A 21,810-nucleotide genomic window follows, 5' to 3' on the forward strand; every position below is an offset into this window, starting at 1 on the left:
TTTATTGTTTTTTATTTTTTGTGATTAATGATTAGAATCTAACTTGTAAGTTAACAAAATATGATCTTCCCTGCGTGTACCAATATTTTGGTCCGAATAAAGGATATTCACGATCTTTTTCTTGGGAGAAGGTATCAAACTTCACGTTTCTCACCTGTTCAAAACCACCAGTGATGTACTTTGTATTGTCGAGAATATTATTAACTGAAGCAGTAAGCAGCACGTAATAACTTCCAAATCTCCAAGATTTACCAACGTTTGCATTGATGAAAAAGGCAGAAGGAAGTCTTGTGGGTGCGAGAAGCTCGCGTAATCTTTCTTCGGTCACTCCGGAATATGGTGTCCCAGAAACTGGATTCTGTACAAAAGATTCAGTTCTCATAAGTGCAGAAGGATTCAGGTAATTATCATCTAAGTAATTCCAGTTTGCACCAAACCACCAGTATTTTGGTGAATTGTAACGGAATCCTAAAGAGTAACCTTGTTGCGGAGTTCCACCTTGTTTGTAACCTTTTAAGTATGCTTTTCCAAAATCAGCGTAAGATTTACCGTTGCTGAAAGTTCCCGTTGCATCGGAAGCAAAATACACTTGAGGATCATTTCTAAAAGTAAAATCACCATAACTCGCTAAACCTTGTAAAGATAGTGTAGGGGTTACTTTAACATCAATGCCAAGTTCGGCGCCCATGTTTCGTTTTTCAACGTTAGACATGATTTCAGTTACGAAAGCACTTTGTACATTCGAAGTTTCACCGTCCTGACCTTGTTTTACTAAAGAAATTCCATCTGCAAAAAATCTCTGAAGGTTGGTATCGTTTTGTGTATCAACCAAATAACCGGTTAAACGCATTTTAATGAAAGGAGTATTCATAATGTAACTCAAATCATTTGCGTTGATTACGGTATTTTTAATGTTTGGAGAAGTTGCAGCGTTTACTCTCGGGTTTATGAATAAATCTTCTAGGAACGGTGCCTGCGAAAAATAGGCTCCATTATAAACTAGGAAATTTCTACCATCTATTTTGTAAACAGCCTGTCCTTTCAAACCGAAATCCCAGAAATTATAATTCCCACTATCTCCAAATGAGTCTTGGTAAAGGTAATGGCGCATTAAACCTTCTCTTGACGATGTTGAATATCCTGCCAAAGCCGAAACAAAAACATCAAATCTACCGGATTGAAATTTAAGTCCAGGATTTACCTTGGCTTCCTGTCTTCTGAAAATGTAATTGTATCCCAATTTATCACCAACTCTTTTGGTAACATCAGCTTCACCTTCATCATATAAGCCGGATTTTCCCGGATTATTTGTTGCAGCGAAAGGATCGCGGTTCAAAACAAAATCAGCTCCCAATAAATCCTTCACTTCTCGGTAAAGTTCTGAATTATAGTTTTGGTAAGATAGATTTAATAAAAATTTAGTGGTATCTGTAAAGTTATAAACGTAATGCGTTGCAGCGTTGAAAATCTTATCATCACTCACATCGTTTACCTGATAATATAATGCTCTTTTCCCTGTAAAACCATAATAGGTTTGTGCAGGCTGATTCACATTTCTTCTGTAGAGCGCATCCCAATTAATTTGCGTAAACAAAGGATCGCCATTTTGCCAACCTTCCATCGCTGCTTTATAAGCCTCTTGAGCGGTTGTAGGCACCGGAGAGTTCGGATTGTTCGGGTCTGGCCAAACAGAAGCATTTGGATCTAATGAATCGTAATAACTTGGAAGGTTTCTATAATAAGTTGGCGACGGATTAGGTACATTTTGCCAATCTAAACGCGCACTTTTATCTTTTCCGAACTGGTAAGAAATCGCTGTTGCCAAACTTGATTTTTTGTTGATCTTCCAGAAATCCTGCAATTGGATAATCGGTTGGAAGCCTGCGCGAACCCTCTCGCTTCTTTTCTTTCCATCTTGCCATCCCCAATAAGAATTGTAGTGAACCCCTTGATAATTATAAACTTCTTGTGTACTTGGGCTTGAAGTTGATCTTCTGTATGGTGCTGCAAAAGCATTTAGTGTCATCGTATGAGAATCACTGAATTTTTTCTCAATTCCTAAGTATGCTCCGTAAGCATCATAAAAAGTTCCTTCATTAATACCTTCTTGTGCCCATCTTCTGGCTCCCATTGCTGTGAAAGCCCATCCGTTTTTGCTCATTCCGGAAGTGTAGCGTAAAGAGGCTCTGTTTCTGTAATTTCTGTTGGTTAAAGAGTAAGTAGCCTGGAAACCTTTACGATATTCGCTCGCATTGGTGTTTTTATAAACAACGGAACTTGCACCACCGAAAGCGTATTCTGAAGGAGCGTGATTTGCGGCAACTTCCGGATATCTAGTAATCTCATTGAGTCCACCCCAATTTCCGAAATCAACATTTCCGTTGTCCGATTTCACCATCGTTACTCCGTTCATCATTGTTTCACCAGATCTGCCATCAATTCCTCTTGGTCTGAACCAGTATGCGCCTAAATCAAAAGCAGCAATTCTGCTGAAAACGTCCTGTGAAGACTGCAATAAACCTACGGTTGTACTTTGGCTGGTGTTTTCTTCCTCGCCACTATTCTCAATAATGGTAAGACCCTGATCAGCTCCCGAAAGTGAAGAATAAAGGGTAATTACACCCAAATCTTTTCTTTTTTCGTCTTTTACGTCAAACTCCATTACTTTGGTTTCGTAACTCGGTTTGGTAATTACAATTTGATAATGGCCAGACTTCAGATCAACAAACTGGAAATATCCAATTTTATCTGCTTTCACATCATTACCAGAACCTTTCAAATCAACCTCCGCACTTTCCACCGGCTTTCCGTCGGCATCTTTTAAATATGCAAAAACGGTAGTTTGTGCAAAGTAAAAAGAAGCGGGAAGCAGCGTAAATAAAGAGATTAAAGATAGCTTTTTAATCATGTTTAAAATTTATTTTTTTGCTTTTTATAATCTAACAATCAGTTCATTAAATTAAGGAAGGCAAATTTACGTCTAAAAATCAGTATCATAAAACTTTTTAACAAAAATTACTTTAATATTTCATTAAATTTTTAAAGCTGATAAATATTACGATTTTCAATGGCAATTTATTGTTAGATTTGCAATTCAAAACTATTCTGTATTAAAAATGAAAAAAATTGTAAGTTTAGTACTAATAACCATCTTTTGCTATTCATTCGGTCAACAAAAAGGTCAACTTCGCAGAGTGGCGACGATTGGTTTCTTAAACGTTGAAAACTTGTGGGATACCATTGCGTCTGCAGATTATATCGACGGGACAAAAGACATTAGCAATCCTGCTTTTCACAGAAGCGTACCGATCGACTCACTAAAACATCTTGAAACCACCGAGGATTACAGAGGCGAATGGAATGACCAATTGCTGAAGGGTAAAAAAGTAATCCGCCACCAAATTCTTGCGGATGACTTTACCCCTAAAAGCGGCAAAAATTGGGACACCAAAAAATACCGACAAAAGCTGGACAACGAGGCGAAAGTAATTTCTGAAATGGGCGCGCAATATACCAAAACTGCTCCCGCTATCGTTGGTTTGATTGAGGTTGAAAACCGTCAAGTTGTCGAGGATTTGGTAAAACATCCAACTCTTGCGAAGTATGATTATGGGATTATTCATTATAACTCATACGATGCACGAGGAATTGATGTAGCGGTTATTTATCAGAAAAGGAGATTCACTCCAACGAATTCTTTAAAAAAGGAAATTAAAATTTTTGATGAAGGTAAAAGAAGCTATACCCGCGATATTTTGGTAGTTACAGGTTTCCTTGATAATGAAAAAATCGCAGTATTTATGAATCACTGGCCTTCAAGAAGTGGTGGGGAAGCGAGATCTTTACCAAGAAGAAATGCAGCCGCAGTAGTTTTGAAGCAACAGATGGACAGTGTGAGAGCTTTGGATCCATCCACAAAACTTTTTGCGATGGGCGATTTCAACGATGATCCGGTGAGCGCAAGTTTGAAAAATTATCTGAAAGCGGCATGGACTCCTAAAGATGTAAACCAAGATACACCGTACTTGAATTTAATGTATCCGCTTTATAAAAAGGGCGTAGCTTCTTTGGCTTACCAGGATGCGCCAAACTTATTTGATCAGATTATTGTTTCAGGAAACGTTATTTCCGATAAAGTAGGCAAAGATTATTCACTCTACAAGGCGGAAATTTTTGCACCGCCTTATTTAATCACAAAAGAAGGAAATTTCAAAGGATATCCTTTCCGATCTTGGAATGGCGATAAATTTACTGCAGGTTATAGCGACCACTTCCCTGCCTTCGTCGTCATACAGCGCGAAGCAGAACCAAAATAAACATTCATAGCCGTTTCCCATTTGAAGCGGCTTTTTTTTGGCTTCTGATTTGATGTTTATCAAATGAAATTAAAATGTAAATTTGATTGTTTATTAAATAAAGAAAAATGAAAAGAATTATTTTTATAATCAGTATTTTATTGCTGAGCATGAGTTGCTCTTCACCTAATAAAATATCTAATGACGACAATAAAGTCACCATGAAGCCCGAAAAAAATGACGATGGGGAGTGGGATTTGGAAGTTTTGGATTCACAATGGAGTTATTTTCTTAATGCTGTAGCTAAACCAATCAGCATGTATTCAGAAAATCAGCTTAGAAGCAGAAATGCCATGTTGGTATCCGAGTGGAATTCCTATTATTTTTCAGGGAGATACAGAAATATTATAGAATCTTCAATTGAATACAACCCGCAGGAGAATTACGGATTGAATTTTGAGTACAAGCTTTATCAGGTTTTTGCCTACGTTCAATGGAAATACGGACTGAAACTCAATGGCCTAAGCATGACAGAGGTTCGATAGATTCAAACAAAAAAAGGTTCAGAAATTTCTGAACCTTTTTGTACAATTACTGTAAATCCTATTTATTGAATTTCTCTTCAACAACATCCCAGTTAATCACCTCAAAGAATGCGGAAACATAATCTGGTCTTCTGTTTTGATAATGCAGGTAATAAGCATGTTCCCAAACATCAAGTCCCAAAAGTGGTGTTCCTTGACAATCAGAAACAGGCATTAACGGATTGTCCTGATTTGGCGTAGAGCAAACAGAAACTGAACCGTCTTCTTTTTTGCACAACCAAGCCCAACCTGAACCGAATCTTGTTTTAGCTGCTTCAGAAAAATCTGTCTTAAATTTTTCAAATCCGCCGTAAGCTTCGATTGCTGCTTTTACATTTCCGACAGGTTCTTTGCTTCCACCTGGAGTTAAAATTTCCCACCAAAGTGTGTGATTGTAGTGTCCTCCTCCATTATTTCTAACAGCAGGTTTGTCGGTTCCTGTTTTGCAGATTTCTTCGATGGTTTTACGTTCTAAATCTGTTCCAGCAATTGCTTTGTTTAAATTATCAACGTACGCTTGATGGTGTTTTGTGTAGTGGATTTCCATCGTTTTTGCGTCGATTGTTGGTTCTAATGCGTCATAAGCATACCCCATTTTCGGTAATTCGAATGCCATAATTTTTTCTGTTTAAATGTTATGATTCAAATTTAATCATTATTTAGACCAATTCCAAAATAGCAGCATCACTTTAATAAATCTTTAACATTGATGAAAACGAAAGACAGATTTGCAGCGTTTACCAACGTTTCAGTTCTTCGCAACCCTTTTTTTGTTAATAATTTCTAACAACATGCCGCGACTTTTTCACTACCTTTCCTAAAAAACAAAAACCGCCCAAATTCTTGAACGGTCTTAATTTAATTTAGCGTTCTATTTCTTTGAGAAGTTTTACCAACTTGACTCTTGGCTCGATTTCTTGCGCTTTTTTATCTGTTCATCGACATCAAGAACTCCTCATTATTCAAAGTTCCTTTGATGCTTTTGTTCACAAATTCCATTGCTTCAACAGGATTCATGTCGGCAAGATATTTTCTTAGAATCCACATTCTTTGTTGGGTAACGTCATCAAGCAACAAATCGTCTCTTCTCGTACTTGAAGCCACCAAATCAATTGCAGGATAAATTCGTTTGTTAGCAATTTTTCGGTCGAGTTGAAGTTCCATGTTACCGGTTCCTTTAAATTCCTCGAAAATCACTTCGTCCATTTTTGAGCCGGTATCGATTAATGCAGTTGCAATGATGGTCAAAGAACCGCCGCCTTCAATATTTCTCGCTGCTCCGAAGAATCTCTTTGGTTTGTGAAGGGCATTTGCATCAACACCACCCGAAAGAATTTTCCCTGAAGCCGGAGTTACCGTATTGTATGCTCTCGCCAAACGTGTAATGGAATCCAACAAAATCACCACATCATGACCACATTCCACCATTCTTTGCGCTTTTGAAAGAACGAGATTCGCTACTTTCACATGCTTTTCTGCAGGTTCGTCAAAAGTTGAGGCAATGACTTCCGCATTTACACTTCTTTCCATATCGGTCACTTCTTCCGGTCTTTCGTCGATGAGCAAAATCATCATGTATGCTTCCGGATGGTTGGCTGAAATGGAGTTTGCGATATCTTTCAACAGCATGGTTTTACCGGTTTTCGGTTGCGCCACAATCATTGCTCTTTGTCCTTTGCCGATTGGCGTGAACAAATCCACGATTCTTGTGGAAAGTGTTGAGTTTTTTCCTGTTAAATTAAATTTTTCATCAGGAAAAAGAGGCGTCAAAAACTCAAAAGCAACACGATCTTTGATGAATTCCAGATCTCTTCCATTAACTTCTGTCGGCTTTAATAAGGAGAAATATTTCTCGCCTTCTTTTGGCAAACGAACAATTCCTTTTACGGTATCTCCCGTTTTCAAACCATAATTTCTAATCTGATTGGTTGAAACATACACATCATCGGGAGAGGAAATGTAGGAGAAATCCGATGAACGCAGGAATCCGTAATTATCCGGTAAAATTTCAAGAACACCTTCAATTGTTACCAAACCATCAAAATTGAATTCCTTTTTAGAGTTTTCTTCTTGGTTTTCAGCGTTCTGATTTTTGTTTTGATTAGGATTTTGGTTCTTGTTCTGATTTTTATTTTGGTTTTGCTGTTTGTTGTGGTTTTGGTTCTGATTAGGATTTCCGTTTTGGTTGGAATTTCCGTTTCCGTTCTGATGACGGTTTTGGTTTTGGTTTTCAGAATTCGGTTGACTTCTTGGCTGTTCCTGTATCGGTGCTTTCTCGGCAACAGCTTCTATTACGGCATCTTCAACAGGAGCTTCCTCTTTTGGAACTGAAATTCGCTGTCTTTTTTTCTTCTGCTGATTTCTGTTGTTTTCAGTTGAAGTAGATGTTTTTTCCTGCAATGAATTTTCTGCAACTGTTTCCTGTATTGATTCTACTGGGGTTTCAGCATTTTCAAATGGTATTTCAGCGGAAACTTCTGTAGGTTTCTCGGTTTTCTTTTTGGTTGCGGGTTTCTTTGCCGCAGGTTTTTTGGCTGCAGGAGTTGTTGTTTCTTCTGTATTCATAGGGGTTTCGGTGGCGTTGTAATAATCTTTTGCTACTTTCGTATTCGAAGCCTGAAAGTCAAGGATGGCAAAGATTTTATCATTATCGGTGCTGTTTTTAGCAAGTTTAACGCCTAAATCTTTCGTGATTTTAGTCAAGTCCGCATCGGATTTCGACCTTAACGTTTCGATGTTGAACATAAATGTTACGTAAAAATTGTATTATATAAGTGTGTGTAAGTAAGAAAGTTAAGTCGGGCGACTTTTCTTATTTAGAGCAATAATAGTGCAAATCTACACTAAAAATTTAATTATGCAAAAAAATATTGCTATTTTTGCAACACACTTTCAGATAAGATGCTACAAAGAATACAGACTGTATGGATATTTTTGGCGATTTTGGGAGCCGTTTTTCTGTTCGTTACCGGGCAGGATTTTTCGCTTTTCGGGCCAACTCCATTCATTTCAATTGCTTGTGTTGCTTTGGTTTTATTTGGATTCATCAGCATTCTAAGTTACAAGGATAGAAAAAGACAGATTACGCTGAACAATATCAGCATTTTCATAAACGCTTTGTTGCTCGGTTTATTGGCGTATTGGCTACTCACTTTATCCGGAGGAATTGATTTTCCTGAGAAGGGTATTGAGCCTGTTTTTCCGTTTTTATCAATAATATGTTTGCTCATTGCAAATGTTTATATCCGGAAAGACGAACGGCTCGTAAAATCTGTGGACCGGCTCCGCTAAACTTACAACGATTTTTTTTGAGTGAAACAGTTCCTTTTTGGAGCTGTTTTTTTTCATTTATAAAAAGCTATATCTTTATCGAAAATTATCAATGAAAAAACTTCTTCCTTTCTTCATCTTATTTCTTTTCAATTTAAATTACGCTCAAGAAGTTTCGCAAGAACGTGTTACAAAAGTTCTTTCAACACTTGCTTCCGATGAAATGAAGGGCAGAGAAATCGGCACTCCCGAAAATGATTCCGCCGCAGTTTATATTGCCAAACTTTTTAAGGAAAACAATCTCGATTTCTGTACCGGTGATTCTTATCTCGTTCCTTTTGAATACAAGGGAAAAGTCGCCTACAATGTTTGTGGAATTAAGAAAGGAAAATCGGATAAAACTTTAGCATTTACCGCACATTTCGACCACATCGGTTTTACCAATAAAAAAGGTGACAACGTGTACAACGGCGCAGATGACAATGCAAGTGGCGTGACAACGGTTGTTGGAATTGCTGATTATTTCAAAGAAAAAAAACCCAATTTTTCAATGATGTTCATCGCTTTTAATGGAGAGGAAAAAGGAATGAAAGGTTCCAAAGCAATTGCTGAAAATCCCGCTTTGCACTCGGAATATCAAAATATCAATGCATTATTAAATTTTGAAATGGTGGCGACGGTTTCCCAATTTGGTCCGAATGCGCTTTTCATGACGGGTGACGAATTTTCTAATCTTGATGAACTTTTCAATACCAATGCAGAAAATAGATTAAAAATTTTTCCTGATCCTTACAAAGGCCAACAACTTTTTTACCGTTCAGATAACGTGATGTTTGTTCGAAAGAAAATAATTGCACATTCTTTTTCCACCGTGAATATGAATACAGCGACCCATTATCACCAGTTGAATGACGAATTAAGCGTGGTTGATTTTGGAAATGTTACTCAAATCATCAACAATTTAAGTAAAACTATTGAGAAATTGAAGCCTGAAAACTTTGCTCCGAAATATAGTGAGAATGTAAATTTTAATAAGTAAAACATCTGCTTGAAATTCCGTAATTTTGCGAATTAATTCATTTAATGAAACATCCACAGATCAATATTTCAAAGTTTAGTAAATCGAAATTTATTGGATGTTCCATCTGACAAAAAAACAATAGAAATCAGCAGATGAAGCCACTTCACCGAATCCTTTCTTTCGCAAAACCGCACCAAAAATACCTTTTCGGAAGCATCTTTTTTAATCTGCTCTATTCATTACTGCAGATTTTTTCCATCGTCACGATGCTTCCAATTCTGCGAATTCTCTTTAAACTCGACAAAGAAGTCGATACTTCGGTAGTTCCTGTTTACAGCGGAAAATTTGCGGATTATTTCGGTTACCTGAAAGATATGGCGTATTACAAAATTCAGATGAACATCAATGAATACGGCGCTATTCAAGTTTTGGCGGTACTTTGTGGAATTACGGGAGTTGCCTTTTTGTTACGAAATTTGTTCAGATATTTAGGTTCCTATTTGCTCGTGAATTATCGTGTCGGAATTACCAAAGATTTGCGAACTGCGATGTATGACAAATTTTTGAAATTGCCCGTTTCGTTTTTTACAGAACAAAGAAAAGGCGATATGATGTCGCGAATTTCCAACGACATTGGTGCGGTTGAAGGCGGAATTATGGGAAGTTTGGTCGATTTGCTGAACTCGCCGTTTATGATTATTTCGTCATTAATTACCTTATTTATTTTATCACCGACTTTAACACTTTTCTCACTTTTGGTATTTCCGATCATGGGTTGGCTGATTTCCTGGGTGGGAAAAAGTTTAAAAAAACACGCAACTTCCGCACAGGAAGAATTGGGAAACCTTTTCTCTTTGGTGGATGAAACTTTGAAATCCTCTAAAGTCATCAAGATTTTTAATGCCGATAAAATCCTCAAAAACCGCTTCAACAAAACAACCGACAATTGGCAAAAATACGCGATTGGAATGAGCAGAAGACGAGAACTCGCTTCACCAATGAGCGAATTTTTGGGTTCTGTTACCATGTTGATTATCACTTGGTTTGCAGGGGTTCAAATCATTAACGGCGTGAATAAGGATCCTGTAACTTTCTTGGCTTTCATAGGAGTTTTCTTCCAAATTTTGGATCCTGCGAAAAAATTATCCAATGCGTTTTCCGCCATTCAAGGCGGAATGGCGAGTTTGGACAGAGTTTCAGAAGTTTTAGATTATGATTTAAAAATTGATGAAGCAGAAAATCCAGTTCCGATTTCTACTTTAAAAGATAAAATTGAATTTAAAAACATTGGCTTCTTTTACGATAAAGATAATGTGATTCTGAAGAACTTCAACCTTACGATTCCGAAAGGAAAAACGATTGCTTTGGTTGGGCAATCAGGTTCGGGTAAAACAACGATCGCCAATTTGCTTGCACGATTTTACGACGTTTCCGAAGGCGAAATTTTAGTTGACGGCGTAAATATCAAAGATTTAAGCGTAAAAGATTACCGTCATCTTTTGGGTATGGTAACGCAGGAATCGGTTTTATTTAATGATTCTGTTTTCAACAATATTTTGATGGGAAAACCCAATGCAACCGAAGCTGAAGTGATATCCGCCGCGAAAATTGCAAACGCACATCAATTTATTGAAAATCTGCCCGACAAATATTTTACCAACATCGGCGACGACGGAAACAAGCTTTCGGGTGGACAAAAACAAAGGGTTTCCATTGCAAGAGCCGTTTTGAAGAACCCGCCAATTATGATCTTGGATGAAGCAACTTCCGCATTAGACACAGAATCAGAGAGATTTGTTCAGGACGCGTTAGAAAAAATGATGGAAAACCGCACTTCTTTGGTCATCGCTCACCGACTTTCAACTATTCAAAAAGCAGACTGGATTGTGGTTATGGAACGCGGCGAAATCGTGGAACAGGGAACTCACCACGAACTCTTCGATAAAAACGGGGTATACCGGAAATTGGTAGAATTGCAAAACTTCGGTTAAGGCTGTAAAATTTCGAGAAGCGGTTCGCTAAATATCCTTCTGTTTAAATAATTCCCAATCCAAGAAAGACAGAAAACACAATCAACGCCACCGCAACAAAACTTTGAAGTGCAGAAATGGTCATTTTCTTCAACATTTTATTTCCAAGAAAAGCTCCTGCAAAAGCAGAAAGCGTCGCAATCAAAACCAGATTCCAATTTAACGTTTCGTGATTTTTCACAATATTTTCTGCATAAACGGCAAGTCGCGTCACATCAATCAAACAGGCAATCGCAATTCCTGTCGCAATAAAACTTTCTTTCGATAAGCCTGAACGAATTAGAAAAGCCGACCTCAATGCTCCTTGATGTCCTGAAAGTCCGCCAAAAAATCCGCTGATGAATCCACCGATTGGCAAATATTTTTTGTTGAATTCTAAATTTTTAAGTTTCGGAATTAAGTCGAAAAGTGCAAAAAATATCAGCAAAGCCGCAATGATAATTTTAATTAAAGTCATTTGGAAGGTCTTTCCCAAAAGTTGATATTCGTGAAACGGTTTCAAGTCTGAAAGATAATTCAGGACAAAAGCTCCGACAAAAGCTGAGATTATTGCAGGAATTCCGAATTGCCACAGGATGGATTTATCAATGCTTTTTCCAACAAGAAAAAATTTGAAAACGTTGTTGAGGAAATGCACAATCGCCGTTAAAGCCACCGCAATTTCGACAGGAAAGAAAATCGCAAAAACAGGAAGAAGAATCGTTCCTAATCCGAATCCCGAAAAGAAAGTGAGTCCCGATGCAAGAAACGCCGTGATTATGATGATAATTTCCTGCATGACTTTAGGAAGTTATTGGCGAGTCTGTCTCGGTCTGCTAAAAATCGAAAGGATTACTCCCGCAAAAAGACCAATCGTTTTGATGTAGGAATATTGCGAATCGGTCGGAAGAAATGCACCGATAATGCAAAGTCCCGCCGCAACATACATTGGATAAAGGAAATTTTTGTTGGTCAAAGTCGGTGCCTGCAGAAAGAAACTCGCTCCAATTAAAATGTAGAAAATTTTGTTGTAAAGCAGGTTGTTCAACTCAGGTGAAAGCAGGTTGAAAAATCCTACGGCAAGACAAATCAGTGCGCCGATTGAAAGAATTCCCTGTATGGTTGTGGTATTGGTGTTCATGAATTTAAAAAATAAATTTTGGCTAAAGCCAAATTGAAATAGGTATTTTAGCAAACGGGCTAAAGCCCGTTCCTATTGATCTTTGTAAAGAAGTTTAATAACTCTCATTCTGATTAGGAAAATCCGAACTTTTCACATCTTTCACGTATTGCGAAACCGCACCCGTAATTTCGGTGTATAAATCGAGGTATCTTCTTAAAAATTTCGGCGAAAAATCTTTGTTCATTCCCACCATATCGTGATAAACCAAAACTTGTCCGTCGCAGTCGGGTCCCGCTCCAATTCCAATCGTAGGAATGGAAATGCTTTCGGAAACTTTTTTCGCTAAAGCGGCAGGAATTTTTTCCAAAACCAATGCGAAACAACCCAATTCTTCCAAAAGTTTGGCGTCGCTCATTAATTTTTCTGCTTCCTCTTCTTCTTTTGCACGAACTTTATAGGTTCCGAATTGATAAATTGATTGCGGAGTTAAACCCAAATGCCCCATCACAGGAATTCCTGCATTCACAATTTTTTTGATGGATTTCTCCACTTCTTTTCCGCCCTCCAGTTTTATCGCGTGAGCTTCGGATTCCTTCATGATTCTCACGGCAGATTCCAAAGCTTTTTCCGGATTTGACTGATAACTTCCGAAAGGTAAATCTACCACCACCAAAGCGCGGTTAACTCCACGAATCACACATTGAGCATGATAAATCATTTGGTCAAGCGTAATCGGCAAAGTCGTTTCGTAACCCGCCATTACGTTCGATGCGGAATCTCCCACCAAAATGGCGTCAATTCCACCTGCATCCACCATTTTTGCAGTCGTGAAATCGTATGCAGTAAGCATGGTGATTTTTTCTTTGTCGAATTTCATTTTTCGCAAAGTTTCGGTGGTAATTTTTTTGATTTCGGAATGTACAGACATAAAATTTGTTGGGTGTTTGGTGTTGGATGTCGGGTGCTTCAAAGCGGATGAAAAATTTTATCTGAATTTGTAAACTTCCAGCATCCATCTTCCATCATCTAGCCTATATAATGACGTGACCCAGTTTTATCAACTTCTCGTGATTCAAGATTTTTATATTTCTACCTTCAACTTCGATAAGTCCGTCCTGTTTAAATTCGGAGATTAAACGGATTGCGCTTTCTGTAGCGGTTCCGATGATGTTTGCGATTTCTTCCCTCGTCAAAGAAATTTTGATGAAACCTTCAGGATCGGTTCCTAATTTTTGTTCAAGTAAAAGTAAAATTTCCGCCAATCTTTCACGCACGGTTTTTTGTGCAAGAAAAGTTACGGTATTGGAAGATTCGCCCAATTCAAAAGCAATTTTCTGCAACATCACAAAAGCAAGTTTGGAATCCACTTCCAATAAATGCAGGAAAATATCTGAAGGTAAAAATGTCGCTTCAAGTTCGGTCATTGCTTCAGCTTTTGCCTGAAAATCTTCGCCGCAAAGAAGGGAACGATAACCGATTAAATCTCCTGTTTTGATAAACCTTAAAATTTGTTCTTTTCCATAAACGCCTTGTTTGGAGAGTTTTGCAGTTCCTTTCGTGATGAAATAAACTCCTTTTGCATTTTCACCATCCTCAAAAATGGTTTCGCCTTTATGAAATTTTAGGGTTTGTTTTGCGGAAACATATTTTTCAAAATCTTTAGCAGAAAGTGTTTCTCTGAAAGACTCTTCATTAAAGGTTTTTTGTAAATTCTCCTCAATCAGCGTTTGTTTTTCTAGCGACATAATTTTATGACATTTATCAGCAAAAATAGGACAATTAAAACCGAAGCACAAATTTATTTGTTATAATTTTGCGTGTTAAATTTTAAAGGAAGTGGCAGAAAACTGTTTTCATTGCGGACAAGAGATTGACAGAGAACGAATTCCGTTCGATGAGAAGATTTTTTGTTGCAATGGTTGCAAATCGGTTTATGAAATCCTGAACATCAATGATTTAGGTAATTTTTATGAACTCAATAAGCGTTCGGGAATTCGTCCGAATGACGAAAATACTTCACAGTTCGATTATCTCGACACTTCCGAAATTTTCGACAGAGTCACCGATTTTTCAGAAGGCAATACGAGTTTGGTGACTTTCAAAATTCCTGTGATTCATTGCTCATCCTGCATTTGGCTTTTGGAAAGTCTTCAGAATCTGAATAAAAACATCAATTATTCTCAAGTCAACTTTACTCGAAAAAATGTTCAGATTTCTTTTAATCACAATCAATTAAAGTTAAGCGAACTTGCAAAATTTTTGACGAATCTTGGCTACAAACCTGTCATCAATTTAGAAACCGCCGAGAAAACTGAAGAAAAACTCGACAAAACTTTGCTGATAAAATGGGCGATTGCAGGATTTGCTTTCGGAAACGGGATGTTCTTTTCGTATCCTGAATACGCTGCAGAATTGATGGGAACGAGTGATTTTTGGTTCGAAAAATACAAGGATTTATTCCGATTCATCATGTTTTTGTTGGCAACTCCCGTGGTTTTTTATTCGGCATCCGATTATTTTAAATCCGCTTGGTATGGCTTGAAAAATAAGGTTGTGAATATCGATGTTCCGATTGTGTTGGGAATCATCATGCTTTACGGAAGAAGTATTTATGAAGTTCTTACTGATTATGGAGCAGGATATTTCGACACTTTGTGCGGTTTGCTTTTTTTCATGTTGATGGGAAAACTCTTTCAGAAGCGAACGTACAGCGCACTTTCCTACGACCGCGACTATAAATCTTTCTATCCGATTGCGGTAACTAAAGTTGATTTTAACGGTAAACAGGACAACATTTTACTTTCTGAATTGAAAATTGGCGACCGAATCATGGTTCGTAATCAGGAAATTATTCCTGTGGATGCGGTTTTGATTAATGGCGAAGGAAATATTGACAACAGTTTTATCACGGGAGAAAGCGCTTCTATTCCTAAAAAAGCGGGCGACAAAATTTTTGCGGGCGGAAAACAAATCGGTTCTGCCCTGGAATTGGAAGTGATAAAAACCGTGAATCAAAGCTATTTGACGCAACTTTGGAACAAGGAAGCCTTCAAAAAACACGAAACAGGACTCGATACTTTGACGAACGAAATTTCAAAATATTTCACTTTCATTATTTTAGGAATCACAATGATTGCAGGGATTTATTGGGCAAGAATCGATTTTGAAAAAATGTTTCAGGTGGTTGCTGCGATTTTGATTATTGCGTGTCCATGTGCTTTGGCGTTGTCTGCACCGTTTACTTTTGGTCACGTCATGCGGATTTTGGGAAGAAATAAGTTCTACGTTAAAGACACTTTGACAATTGAAAAAATTTCTAAAATCGGAACTGTTGTTTTCGATAAAACGGGAACAATCACGCATCAGAAAAAATCAGATGTCACTTTTGAAGGAACTGAAATTCAAGAATTTGACTTAAAAAACATCAAGAGTTTGGTTAAAAATTCAAACCATCCATTATCGAAAGGAGTATATGAATTTTTAGAAATTGAGGATGAGTATTACCCGATTGAAAACTTTAAGGAACTTGCAGGAAAAGGTTATGAGGCGCAAGTTCGAGGAAATCTTTACAAGATTGGCTCCGCAAGTTTGGTTCGTCAAGAATCGAAAAATCTGGAAACCGCTGTTTACGTCAGCAAAAATGATGAATTCATTGGAAAATTTATCTTTAAAAATGAATACCGTGAAAATTTAAATTCTTTATTTAAAAGACTCTATGATTATAAAATCCATATTTTAAGTGGAGATAACGCCTCGGAAGAAAAAGTCTTGAAAACCATTATTCCGAATGCAGATGGAATGGCTTTCAACCAAAGTCCCGAAGATAAATTGAATTATATTAAAAATCTTCAAGACCAACATCAGAAAGTTGCGATGTTGGGAGACGGATTAAACGATGCAGGAGCTTTGAAGCAAAGTAACGTGGGAATCGCGGTTGCGGATGATACGAATTCTTTTACGCCTTCTTCGGATGTGATTATGTCGGGAGAAAAACTGACGGATTTAGATAAATATTTTGATTTTTCAAAAGACGCGATGAAGATTGTAAAAATGACCTTTGCAATCAGCTTTTTTTACAACATTATCGGGCTGAGTTTTGCGGTTACAGGACACATGTCGCCACTTTTTGCCGCGATTATTATGCCGATAAGTTCGATTAGTGTAGTGGCGTTTACTTCGGCTGCAACTTGGTTTAGGAGCACTAAATATTTCAAAATCAATCAGTAATAGTTATGTTCTTTATTTAGAAAAGTTTTAAATTAACATTAATTAACACTCTGTGACGAAAATCATAATTTTTACCTATTTTTGAAGAAGTTTATTTTTAAATTTGCAAAAGTATGGATATACTCTATTTAATGATTCTGTGCAGCGTGACATTAGCTGTAATTTTTTTAATCATTTTTATAGTGAATGCAAAAAAAGGGCAGTTTGAAGATGATGAATCACCCGCAGTAAGGATTTTACTTGACTCGGAAATCATAAAAGAACCAGAAAACGAGGATAAGAAGGAAGAAGACATTAAAAAAATATAGAAGAAAAAAGTGATTAGTTAATATGGAAACACAAAAGTTTAGTTATGACAACAGCATTGTGCGAGCGTTTCTTTATGCAACGGTAGTTTTCGGACACGTTGGATTTTTATTGGGGCTTACTGCGGCATTAATGCTTTTCTATCCGGAACTTCCTGAGTATCTCTTCGGAACAGACGATGCAACCATCGCGAGTTTACAAAGCGGTAATCTTCAGGGATTAATCAACACGCATGGTGCGTTTGGTTTTGGCCGAATCAGAATGCTGCATACCAGTGCAGTAATTTTCGCATTTGTATGTAACGGATTTTTTGCCGGAGCGTATTATTCCATGCAGCGTTTGCTGAAAACAAGAATGTGGAGTGACACCCTTTCCTGGATTCATTTCTGGGGATGGCAACTGATGATTGTTGCAGTAGTTATCACTTTCTTAATGGGGATCAACACCTCTAAAGAATATGCAGAGCACGAATGGCCGATCGATATTCTGATTACCATTATTTGGGTGATCTTCGGTATCAATATGTTCGGTACCATTGCAAGAAGAAGAGTGCGTCACCTGTACGTTGCAATTTGGTTCTATTTGGGAACATGGGTTGCGATTGCGATGCTTCACATTTTCAATAACTTAGAAGTTCCGTTGTCTTTCGCAGGTTGGAAATCTTATTCTGCTTATTCAGGAGTTAAAGATGCTTTAGTTCAGTGGTGGTACGGACATAATGCAGTAGCGTTTGTTTTAACAACTCCAGTGCTAGGTTTGATGTATTACTTCTTGCCGAAAGCTGCAGACCGACCAGTATTTTCTTATAAATTATCCATTATTCACTTCTGGTCCCTGATCTTCGTTTATATCTGGGCAGGTCCTCACCATTTGCAGTACACTGCAATTCCTGGTTGGGCGCAAGCTTTGGGAACAGGTTTCTCCATTATGTTGATTGCACCATCTTGGGGAGGAATGTTGAACGGACTTCTGACCTTAAGAGGAGCATGGGATAAAGTTCGTGAAAATCCTGTACTTAAATTCTTTGTAGTTGCGGTAACTTGTTATGGTATGGCAACTTTTGAAGGTCCGCTTTTGGCAACAAAAACTTTAAACAAAATTGGGCACTTTACCGACTGGGTAATTGGTCACGTTCACGTAGGTGCACTTGGTTGGAATGGATTCATGGCATTTGGTATGATTTATTATCTATTACCAATTATGTGGAGAACCAAATTGTGGTCTGTAAAATTGGCTAACTGGCATTTCTGGTTGGGAACTTTAGGGATTATTTTCTATGCTGTTCCTTTATATATCGCAGGATTTACACAAGGCTTGATGTGGAAACAATTTAATCCAGACGGAACTTTGGTTTATAAAAACTGGTTAGATACTGTTACGGCGATTATCCCTTACTATCAGATGAGATTTGTGGGTGGTTTACTGTATATTTCAGGAGCAATCTTGATGTGTGTAAACGTTGTTGCAACAGTAAGAAGCGGATCATTCCAAAAGAATGTTCCTGCAGAAGCTCCTGCATTGGCAAATATTGGTAATGTTAGAAAAGAAGGTGAAGGATGGCATTTATGGTTAGAAAGAATGCCGATGTTGATGACAGTTCTATCTTTCGTTGCGGTTGCAATCGGTGGTTTCATCGAAATTGTACCAACTTTAACAATAAAAGACAATGTACCAACAATTGCCGCGGTGAAACCTTATTCTCCATTGGAATTAGAAGGTAGAGATTTATATATCAGAGAAGGATGTAACGCTTGTCACACTCAGATAATCAGACCTTTCCGTGATGAAATCGTAAGATTTAATGGTAAAAACGGGCAGTATTCCAAAGCCGGAGAATTTATTTACGACAGACCATTCCTTTGGGGTTCAAAAAGAACAGGTCCGGATTTACATAGAGAAGGTGGTAAAAACCCAAGTTCTTGGCATTACAAACACATGTTGAATCCAAGAGTAACTTCTGCTGGCTCTATTATGCCGCGTTATCCTTGGTTAATTGCTAACGATTTGGACAGAAGCAAAATGGTTGATAAAATCAAGTTGATGAAAAATGTATTTGATGTTCCTTATTCAAACGCAGAAATTGATTCAGCTGATAAATGGGCAGATAATCAGGCAGCGCACATTGTGAAGCAGATTTATTCTGAAGCTGCGGATGTGAAAAAAGCATACGACGAGAGAAAAGCGCAAGAAGGAGCAAACTTCACTCCGCTTGAAAAGAAAGAAATCGTTGCTTTGATTGCATATCTGCAAAGACTTGGAACCGATATTAAAACTACTGAAATTAAAACAGCAAGTACAAACTAAATAATCGCTAAAGGGACATTCGAATGATACCACAGAGTTTAAAAGATATTTTAGCAAATGGCGAAAACGTTGGTCTTTACCAAACCTTGTCCATGATTATTTTTATTATCTTTTTTCTTGGGATTGTTTACTGGGTTTTCTCCCGTCCGAAAAAATATTACGACGAAGAAGCGAATGCCCCTTTAGATGATGATATTGAAGATAAAGATCTTTAATTCTAAAAATTAAACTATTATGAAACAAAGAACACCCGTTTACGTGACAATATCCATAATACTTGTGATTTTATTCATTGTGTATTATATGTTTGTACAGAATTCCTCATTCCTTTCTTCACCATATTTTTGGGGAACGGTAGTAATCAGTTCGATTCTTGCGCTGATTCACCATGCAATTGGAGATTTAATCGAGAATGATAAATTCAAAAAATTAAGTCAAGCTGAACAGGCTGAATATTTACAGGCTAAAAAAGTTCCTTATTTCAAAGGACTTTATGACAGTGCATTCAAAAAACAATCAAACACAGAAGAAAAAGACATCCTTATTGACCACGGTTTCGATGGAATTATGGAGTTGGATAATCAGTTGCCAAAATGGTGGCTTGGTTTATTTTGGTTTGGTGTTGCATACTGTGTTGTATATCTGCTTTCTTATTGGCTGACTGATTTTGCGCACCAAGGTGCAGAATATGACGCAGAATATAAGGCACAAACAGCAAATATTGCTGAATACATGAAAAATACACCTCCGCCAACTATTGAAAATGCAGTTTATTCAGCTGACAATATTGCAGCAGGTGAAGAAGTTTTCAAAACAAACTGTGTTTCTTGCCATGGTGATGGTGGAAAAGGTGGAATCGGTCCGAACTTAACCGATAACACTTGGATTAATCAACCTGAAAAAACTTTATTCAAAAACGTTTTCCACATGGTTGAGAACGGTTCGCCAAACAACCCTTCCATGCAGGCATGGGGAAAAAATGGAGTTCTTACAGGATTTGATATTCAAAACGTAGCGGCTTATGTTTATCATATCAACCAAGAACAACCACCAATTACTCCTGCTCAAGGAGGTGCAGCTCCGCAAGGAACTCCTGCAAATTGGGAAAAATAACTAAAAAACAAACTACTTTGAAAACATAATCCGATATCTTTTGCATGAGAGATAAGGATTATGTTTTCTTTTTTAATGAAACAGTGCAATGGCAGACGAACAGAATGTTTTCAGAGAAGGACTAAAAGGCGGACAAGGACAAGTAATTGAAGCGGAAACTTTCAGAGATTCCGTAAACACCATGGATCAAAGCGGCAAACGTAAGTGGGTTTTTCCACGGAAACCAAGCGGAAGATATACCAACTACCGAACTTTGGTCGCAATACTTTTGTTGGCTGTTTTCTTTGCTTTGCCTTTTATTAAAATCAACGGAAACCCTGTTCTGCTCCTTAATATTTTGGACAGGCAATTCTTTATTTTTGGACAGCCATTCTACCCGCAGGATTTCTTTATTCTTGCTTTGGGTGCGATTACTTCTATTGTTTTCATCATTTTATTTACGGTGGTTTTTGGGAGAATTTTTTGTGGATGGATTTGTCCGCAAACAATTTTCCTAGAAATGATTTTCCGCAAAATTGAGTATGCCATCGAAGGCGACCGAAACAAGCAAATGAAGCTCGACCGCCAAGAATGGAACGTCGAAAAAATTTGGAAACGCTCCTTGAAATGGGGAATTTATATCATTATTTCCCTCATTATTACACACTGGATGTTCATGTATATTGTCGGATATCAAGAGGTATTTAGAATCATGCAGGAAGGTCCGTTTGAGAATTTCACCAATTTTCTGGTGATGATTTTATTTACCGCTGCCTTTTATTTCACATTCGCTTGGTTTAGAGAACAGGTTTGTACTCTCGTTTGTCCTTATGGAAGACTGCAGGGCGTTTTGATTGACAAACAAACCATTAATGTTTATTACGATTTCAAAAGAGGTGAAAACCGTGCAAAATGGAGAAAAGGCGAAGACCGAAAAGCGGAAGGAAAAGGCGACTGTATCGACTGTAACCAATGCGTTGTGGTTTGTCCTACAGGAATCGACATCAGAGATGGTCAACAATTAGAATGTGTCAACTGTACCGCATGTATCGACGCCTGCGATGAAGTAATGGTGAAAGTTGGTTTACCGAAAGGATTAATCCGATATGCAACAGAAGACGAAATTGAAAAAGAACAGAAATTCAAGTTCACAGGAAGAATGAAAGCTTACTCTGCGGTTCTACTTCTTTTAATTGGGTTTTTAGGATTTCTTTTGAGTAACCGTGGAACAATGGAAGCCAAATTCATCAAACCTGCAGGTTCATCCTTCTTCGTGCGCGACGGAAAAATAACAAATAGCTACAACTATACCTTCCTTAATAAATCCAATAAGGATCAGATTGTTACCATCAAAATTATTGATCCTCAACATGGAACAATTTCCATGGGAGAAGATGAAAAAATTGTGCTGAAAAAAGATCAGATGGCAAAAGGTACCGTGAATATCAGTTTCCCTGAAAAAGAGATAAAACTTTCCAAACAGAATGTGAAAATTGGTGTTTACGATCAGTCAGGAAAATTATTGGATACCTTTGAGACTTATTTCGAGGGACCTTTCAAAATTCAGTTCTAAAAAATA

General features: G+C 37.6%; 18 protein-coding genes. 11 read left to right on the forward strand and 7 right to left on the reverse strand.

What is annotated here, in order from left to right:
- Nucleotides 1-31: 31 nt before the first annotated feature.
- Nucleotides 32-2,908 (reverse strand): carboxypeptidase-like regulatory domain-containing protein, encoded by a 2,877-nt coding sequence (locus J4771_RS08045; protein ID WP_224134454.1) that lies wholly within the window; start codon nt 2,906-2,908, stop codon nt 32-34.
- 208 nt (nt 2,909-3,116) lie between these two features.
- On the opposite strand from J4771_RS08045, the gene J4771_RS08050 reads away from it, so the two are divergent.
- Entirely contained in the window at nt 3,117-4,316 is a 1,200-nt protein-coding gene (locus J4771_RS08050; RefSeq protein WP_224134455.1) for an endonuclease/exonuclease/phosphatase family protein, read from the forward strand.
- 107 nt (nt 4,317-4,423) lie between these two features.
- Nucleotides 4,424-4,840, forward strand: coding sequence for a DUF6146 family protein (locus tag J4771_RS08055; RefSeq protein ID WP_224134456.1), 417 nt, complete (start codon nt 4,424-4,426; stop codon nt 4,838-4,840).
- 58 nt (nt 4,841-4,898) lie between these two features.
- Here J4771_RS08055 and J4771_RS08060 read toward each other — a convergent pair whose 3' ends face one another.
- Both J4771_RS08060 and rho read right to left on the reverse strand, forming a co-directional pair.
- Nucleotides 4,899-5,495, reverse strand: a complete 597-nt coding sequence (locus J4771_RS08060; RefSeq protein WP_224134457.1) for a superoxide dismutase — start codon at nt 5,493-5,495, stop codon at nt 4,899-4,901.
- A 311-nt stretch (nt 5,496-5,806) separates the two neighbouring features.
- On the reverse strand, nt 5,807-7,624 hold the full coding sequence (gene rho / locus J4771_RS08065; RefSeq protein ID WP_224134458.1) for a transcription termination factor Rho: 1,818 nt from the start codon (nt 7,622-7,624) through the stop codon (nt 5,807-5,809).
- Nucleotides 7,625-7,780: 156 nt separating this feature from the next.
- On the opposite strand from rho, the gene J4771_RS08070 reads away from it, so the two are divergent.
- From J4771_RS08070 to J4771_RS08080, 3 genes are all read left to right on the forward strand, one after another.
- Nucleotides 7,781-8,170, forward strand: coding sequence for a DUF4293 family protein (locus J4771_RS08070; RefSeq protein ID WP_224134459.1), 390 nt, complete (start codon nt 7,781-7,783; stop codon nt 8,168-8,170).
- Nucleotides 8,171-8,261: 91 nt separating this feature from the next.
- Nucleotides 8,262-9,188 carry a M28 family metallopeptidase gene (locus J4771_RS08075; RefSeq protein ID WP_224134460.1) on the forward strand — a complete coding sequence of 309 codons (927 nt, stop codon included), beginning with the start codon at nt 8,262-8,264 and terminating at the stop codon, nt 9,186-9,188.
- A 134-nt stretch (nt 9,189-9,322) separates the two neighbouring features.
- Nucleotides 9,323-11,161, forward strand: coding sequence for an ABC transporter ATP-binding protein (locus J4771_RS08080; protein ID WP_224134461.1), 1,839 nt, complete (start codon nt 9,323-9,325; stop codon nt 11,159-11,161).
- A gap of 43 nt (nt 11,162-11,204) precedes the next feature.
- On the opposite strand, the gene J4771_RS08085 is transcribed toward J4771_RS08080, so the two are convergent.
- The 4 genes from J4771_RS08085 to J4771_RS08100 form a co-directional block, all read right to left on the reverse strand.
- On the reverse strand, nt 11,205-11,978 hold the full coding sequence (locus J4771_RS08085; RefSeq protein WP_224134462.1) for a sulfite exporter TauE/SafE family protein: 774 nt from the start codon (nt 11,976-11,978) through the stop codon (nt 11,205-11,207).
- Nucleotides 11,979-11,990: 12 nt separating this feature from the next.
- Nucleotides 11,991-12,320 carry a hypothetical protein gene (locus J4771_RS08090; RefSeq protein ID WP_224134463.1) on the reverse strand — a complete coding sequence of 110 codons (330 nt, stop codon included), beginning with the start codon at nt 12,318-12,320 and terminating at the stop codon, nt 11,991-11,993.
- 94 nt (nt 12,321-12,414) lie between these two features.
- Nucleotides 12,415-13,230, reverse strand: a complete 816-nt coding sequence (panB, locus tag J4771_RS08095; protein ID WP_224134464.1) for a 3-methyl-2-oxobutanoate hydroxymethyltransferase — start codon at nt 13,228-13,230, stop codon at nt 12,415-12,417.
- A gap of 103 nt (nt 13,231-13,333) precedes the next feature.
- Nucleotides 13,334-14,047 carry a Crp/Fnr family transcriptional regulator gene (locus J4771_RS08100; RefSeq protein WP_224134465.1) on the reverse strand — a complete coding sequence of 238 codons (714 nt, stop codon included), beginning with the start codon at nt 14,045-14,047 and terminating at the stop codon, nt 13,334-13,336.
- Nucleotides 14,048-14,138: 91 nt separating this feature from the next.
- On the opposite strand from J4771_RS08100, the gene J4771_RS08105 reads away from it, so the two are divergent.
- From J4771_RS08105 to ccoG, 6 genes are all read left to right on the forward strand, one after another.
- Nucleotides 14,139-16,529: a heavy metal translocating P-type ATPase gene (locus J4771_RS08105; RefSeq protein ID WP_224134466.1), complete on the forward strand. Its 2,391-nt coding sequence runs from the start codon at nt 14,139-14,141 to the stop codon at nt 16,527-16,529.
- 113 nt (nt 16,530-16,642) lie between these two features.
- Nucleotides 16,643-16,837: a cbb3-type cytochrome oxidase assembly protein CcoS gene (ccoS, locus tag J4771_RS08110; protein ID WP_224134467.1), complete on the forward strand. Its 195-nt coding sequence runs from the start codon at nt 16,643-16,645 to the stop codon at nt 16,835-16,837.
- A 22-nt stretch (nt 16,838-16,859) separates the two neighbouring features.
- The gene (ccoN, locus tag J4771_RS08115) at nt 16,860-19,139 is read left to right on the forward strand and encodes a cytochrome-c oxidase, cbb3-type subunit I (protein WP_224134468.1); all 2,280 of its coding nucleotides are present in this window, start codon (nt 16,860-16,862) and stop codon (nt 19,137-19,139) included.
- Nucleotides 19,140-19,162: 23 nt separating this feature from the next.
- Nucleotides 19,163-19,354 (forward strand): cbb3-type cytochrome oxidase subunit 3, encoded by a 192-nt coding sequence (locus J4771_RS08120; protein ID WP_224134469.1) that lies wholly within the window; start codon nt 19,163-19,165, stop codon nt 19,352-19,354.
- A 19-nt stretch (nt 19,355-19,373) separates the two neighbouring features.
- Nucleotides 19,374-20,252: a c-type cytochrome gene (locus J4771_RS08125; RefSeq protein ID WP_224134470.1), complete on the forward strand. Its 879-nt coding sequence runs from the start codon at nt 19,374-19,376 to the stop codon at nt 20,250-20,252.
- Between the two features lie 88 nt (nt 20,253-20,340).
- Nucleotides 20,341-21,804 carry a cytochrome c oxidase accessory protein CcoG gene (gene ccoG / locus J4771_RS08130; RefSeq protein WP_224134471.1) on the forward strand — a complete coding sequence of 488 codons (1,464 nt, stop codon included), beginning with the start codon at nt 20,341-20,343 and terminating at the stop codon, nt 21,802-21,804.
- Nucleotides 21,805-21,810: the final 6 nt, after the last annotated feature.

Source organism: Candidatus Kaistella beijingensis, assembly GCF_020084865.1.
Taxonomy (GTDB): Bacteria; Bacteroidota; Bacteroidia; order Flavobacteriales; family Weeksellaceae; genus Kaistella; species Kaistella beijingensis.

Bases quoted from the DNA above. Each gene is read 5' to 3' on its own strand.
- J4771_RS08085 (WP_224134462.1), bottom strand. From the start codon at position 11,978: ATGCAGGAAATTATCATCATAATCACGGCGTTTCTTGCATCGGGACTC.
- rho (WP_224134458.1), bottom strand. From the start codon at position 7,624: ATGTTCAACATCGAAACGTTAAGGTCGAAATCCGATGCGGACTTGACT.
- J4771_RS08050 (WP_224134455.1), top strand. From the start codon at position 3,117: ATGAAAAAAATTGTAAGTTTAGTACTAATAACCATCTTTTGCTATTCA.
- J4771_RS08125 (WP_224134470.1), top strand. From the start codon at position 19,374: ATGAAACAAAGAACACCCGTTTACGTGACAATATCCATAATACTTGTG.
- J4771_RS08060 (WP_224134457.1), bottom strand. From the start codon at position 5,495: ATGGCATTCGAATTACCGAAAATGGGGTATGCTTATGACGCATTAGAA.
- J4771_RS08075 (WP_224134460.1), top strand. From the start codon at position 8,262: ATGAAAAAACTTCTTCCTTTCTTCATCTTATTTCTTTTCAATTTAAAT.
- J4771_RS08080 (WP_224134461.1), top strand. From the start codon at position 9,323: ATGAAGCCACTTCACCGAATCCTTTCTTTCGCAAAACCGCACCAAAAA.
- J4771_RS08070 (WP_224134459.1), top strand. From the start codon at position 7,781: ATGCTACAAAGAATACAGACTGTATGGATATTTTTGGCGATTTTGGGA.
- J4771_RS08045 (WP_224134454.1), bottom strand. From the start codon at position 2,908: ATGATTAAAAAGCTATCTTTAATCTCTTTATTTACGCTGCTTCCCGCT.
- J4771_RS08055 (WP_224134456.1), top strand. From the start codon at position 4,424: ATGAAAAGAATTATTTTTATAATCAGTATTTTATTGCTGAGCATGAGT.
- ccoS (WP_224134467.1), top strand. From the start codon at position 16,643: ATGGATATACTCTATTTAATGATTCTGTGCAGCGTGACATTAGCTGTA.
- J4771_RS08120 (WP_224134469.1), top strand. From the start codon at position 19,163: ATGATACCACAGAGTTTAAAAGATATTTTAGCAAATGGCGAAAACGTT.
- J4771_RS08090 (WP_224134463.1), bottom strand. From the start codon at position 12,320: ATGAACACCAATACCACAACCATACAGGGAATTCTTTCAATCGGCGCA.
- ccoN (WP_224134468.1), top strand. From the start codon at position 16,860: ATGGAAACACAAAAGTTTAGTTATGACAACAGCATTGTGCGAGCGTTT.
- J4771_RS08100 (WP_224134465.1), bottom strand. From the start codon at position 14,047: ATGTCGCTAGAAAAACAAACGCTGATTGAGGAGAATTTACAAAAAACC.
- ccoG (WP_224134471.1), top strand. From the start codon at position 20,341: ATGGCAGACGAACAGAATGTTTTCAGAGAAGGACTAAAAGGCGGACAA.
- panB (WP_224134464.1), bottom strand. From the start codon at position 13,230: ATGTCTGTACATTCCGAAATCAAAAAAATTACCACCGAAACTTTGCGA.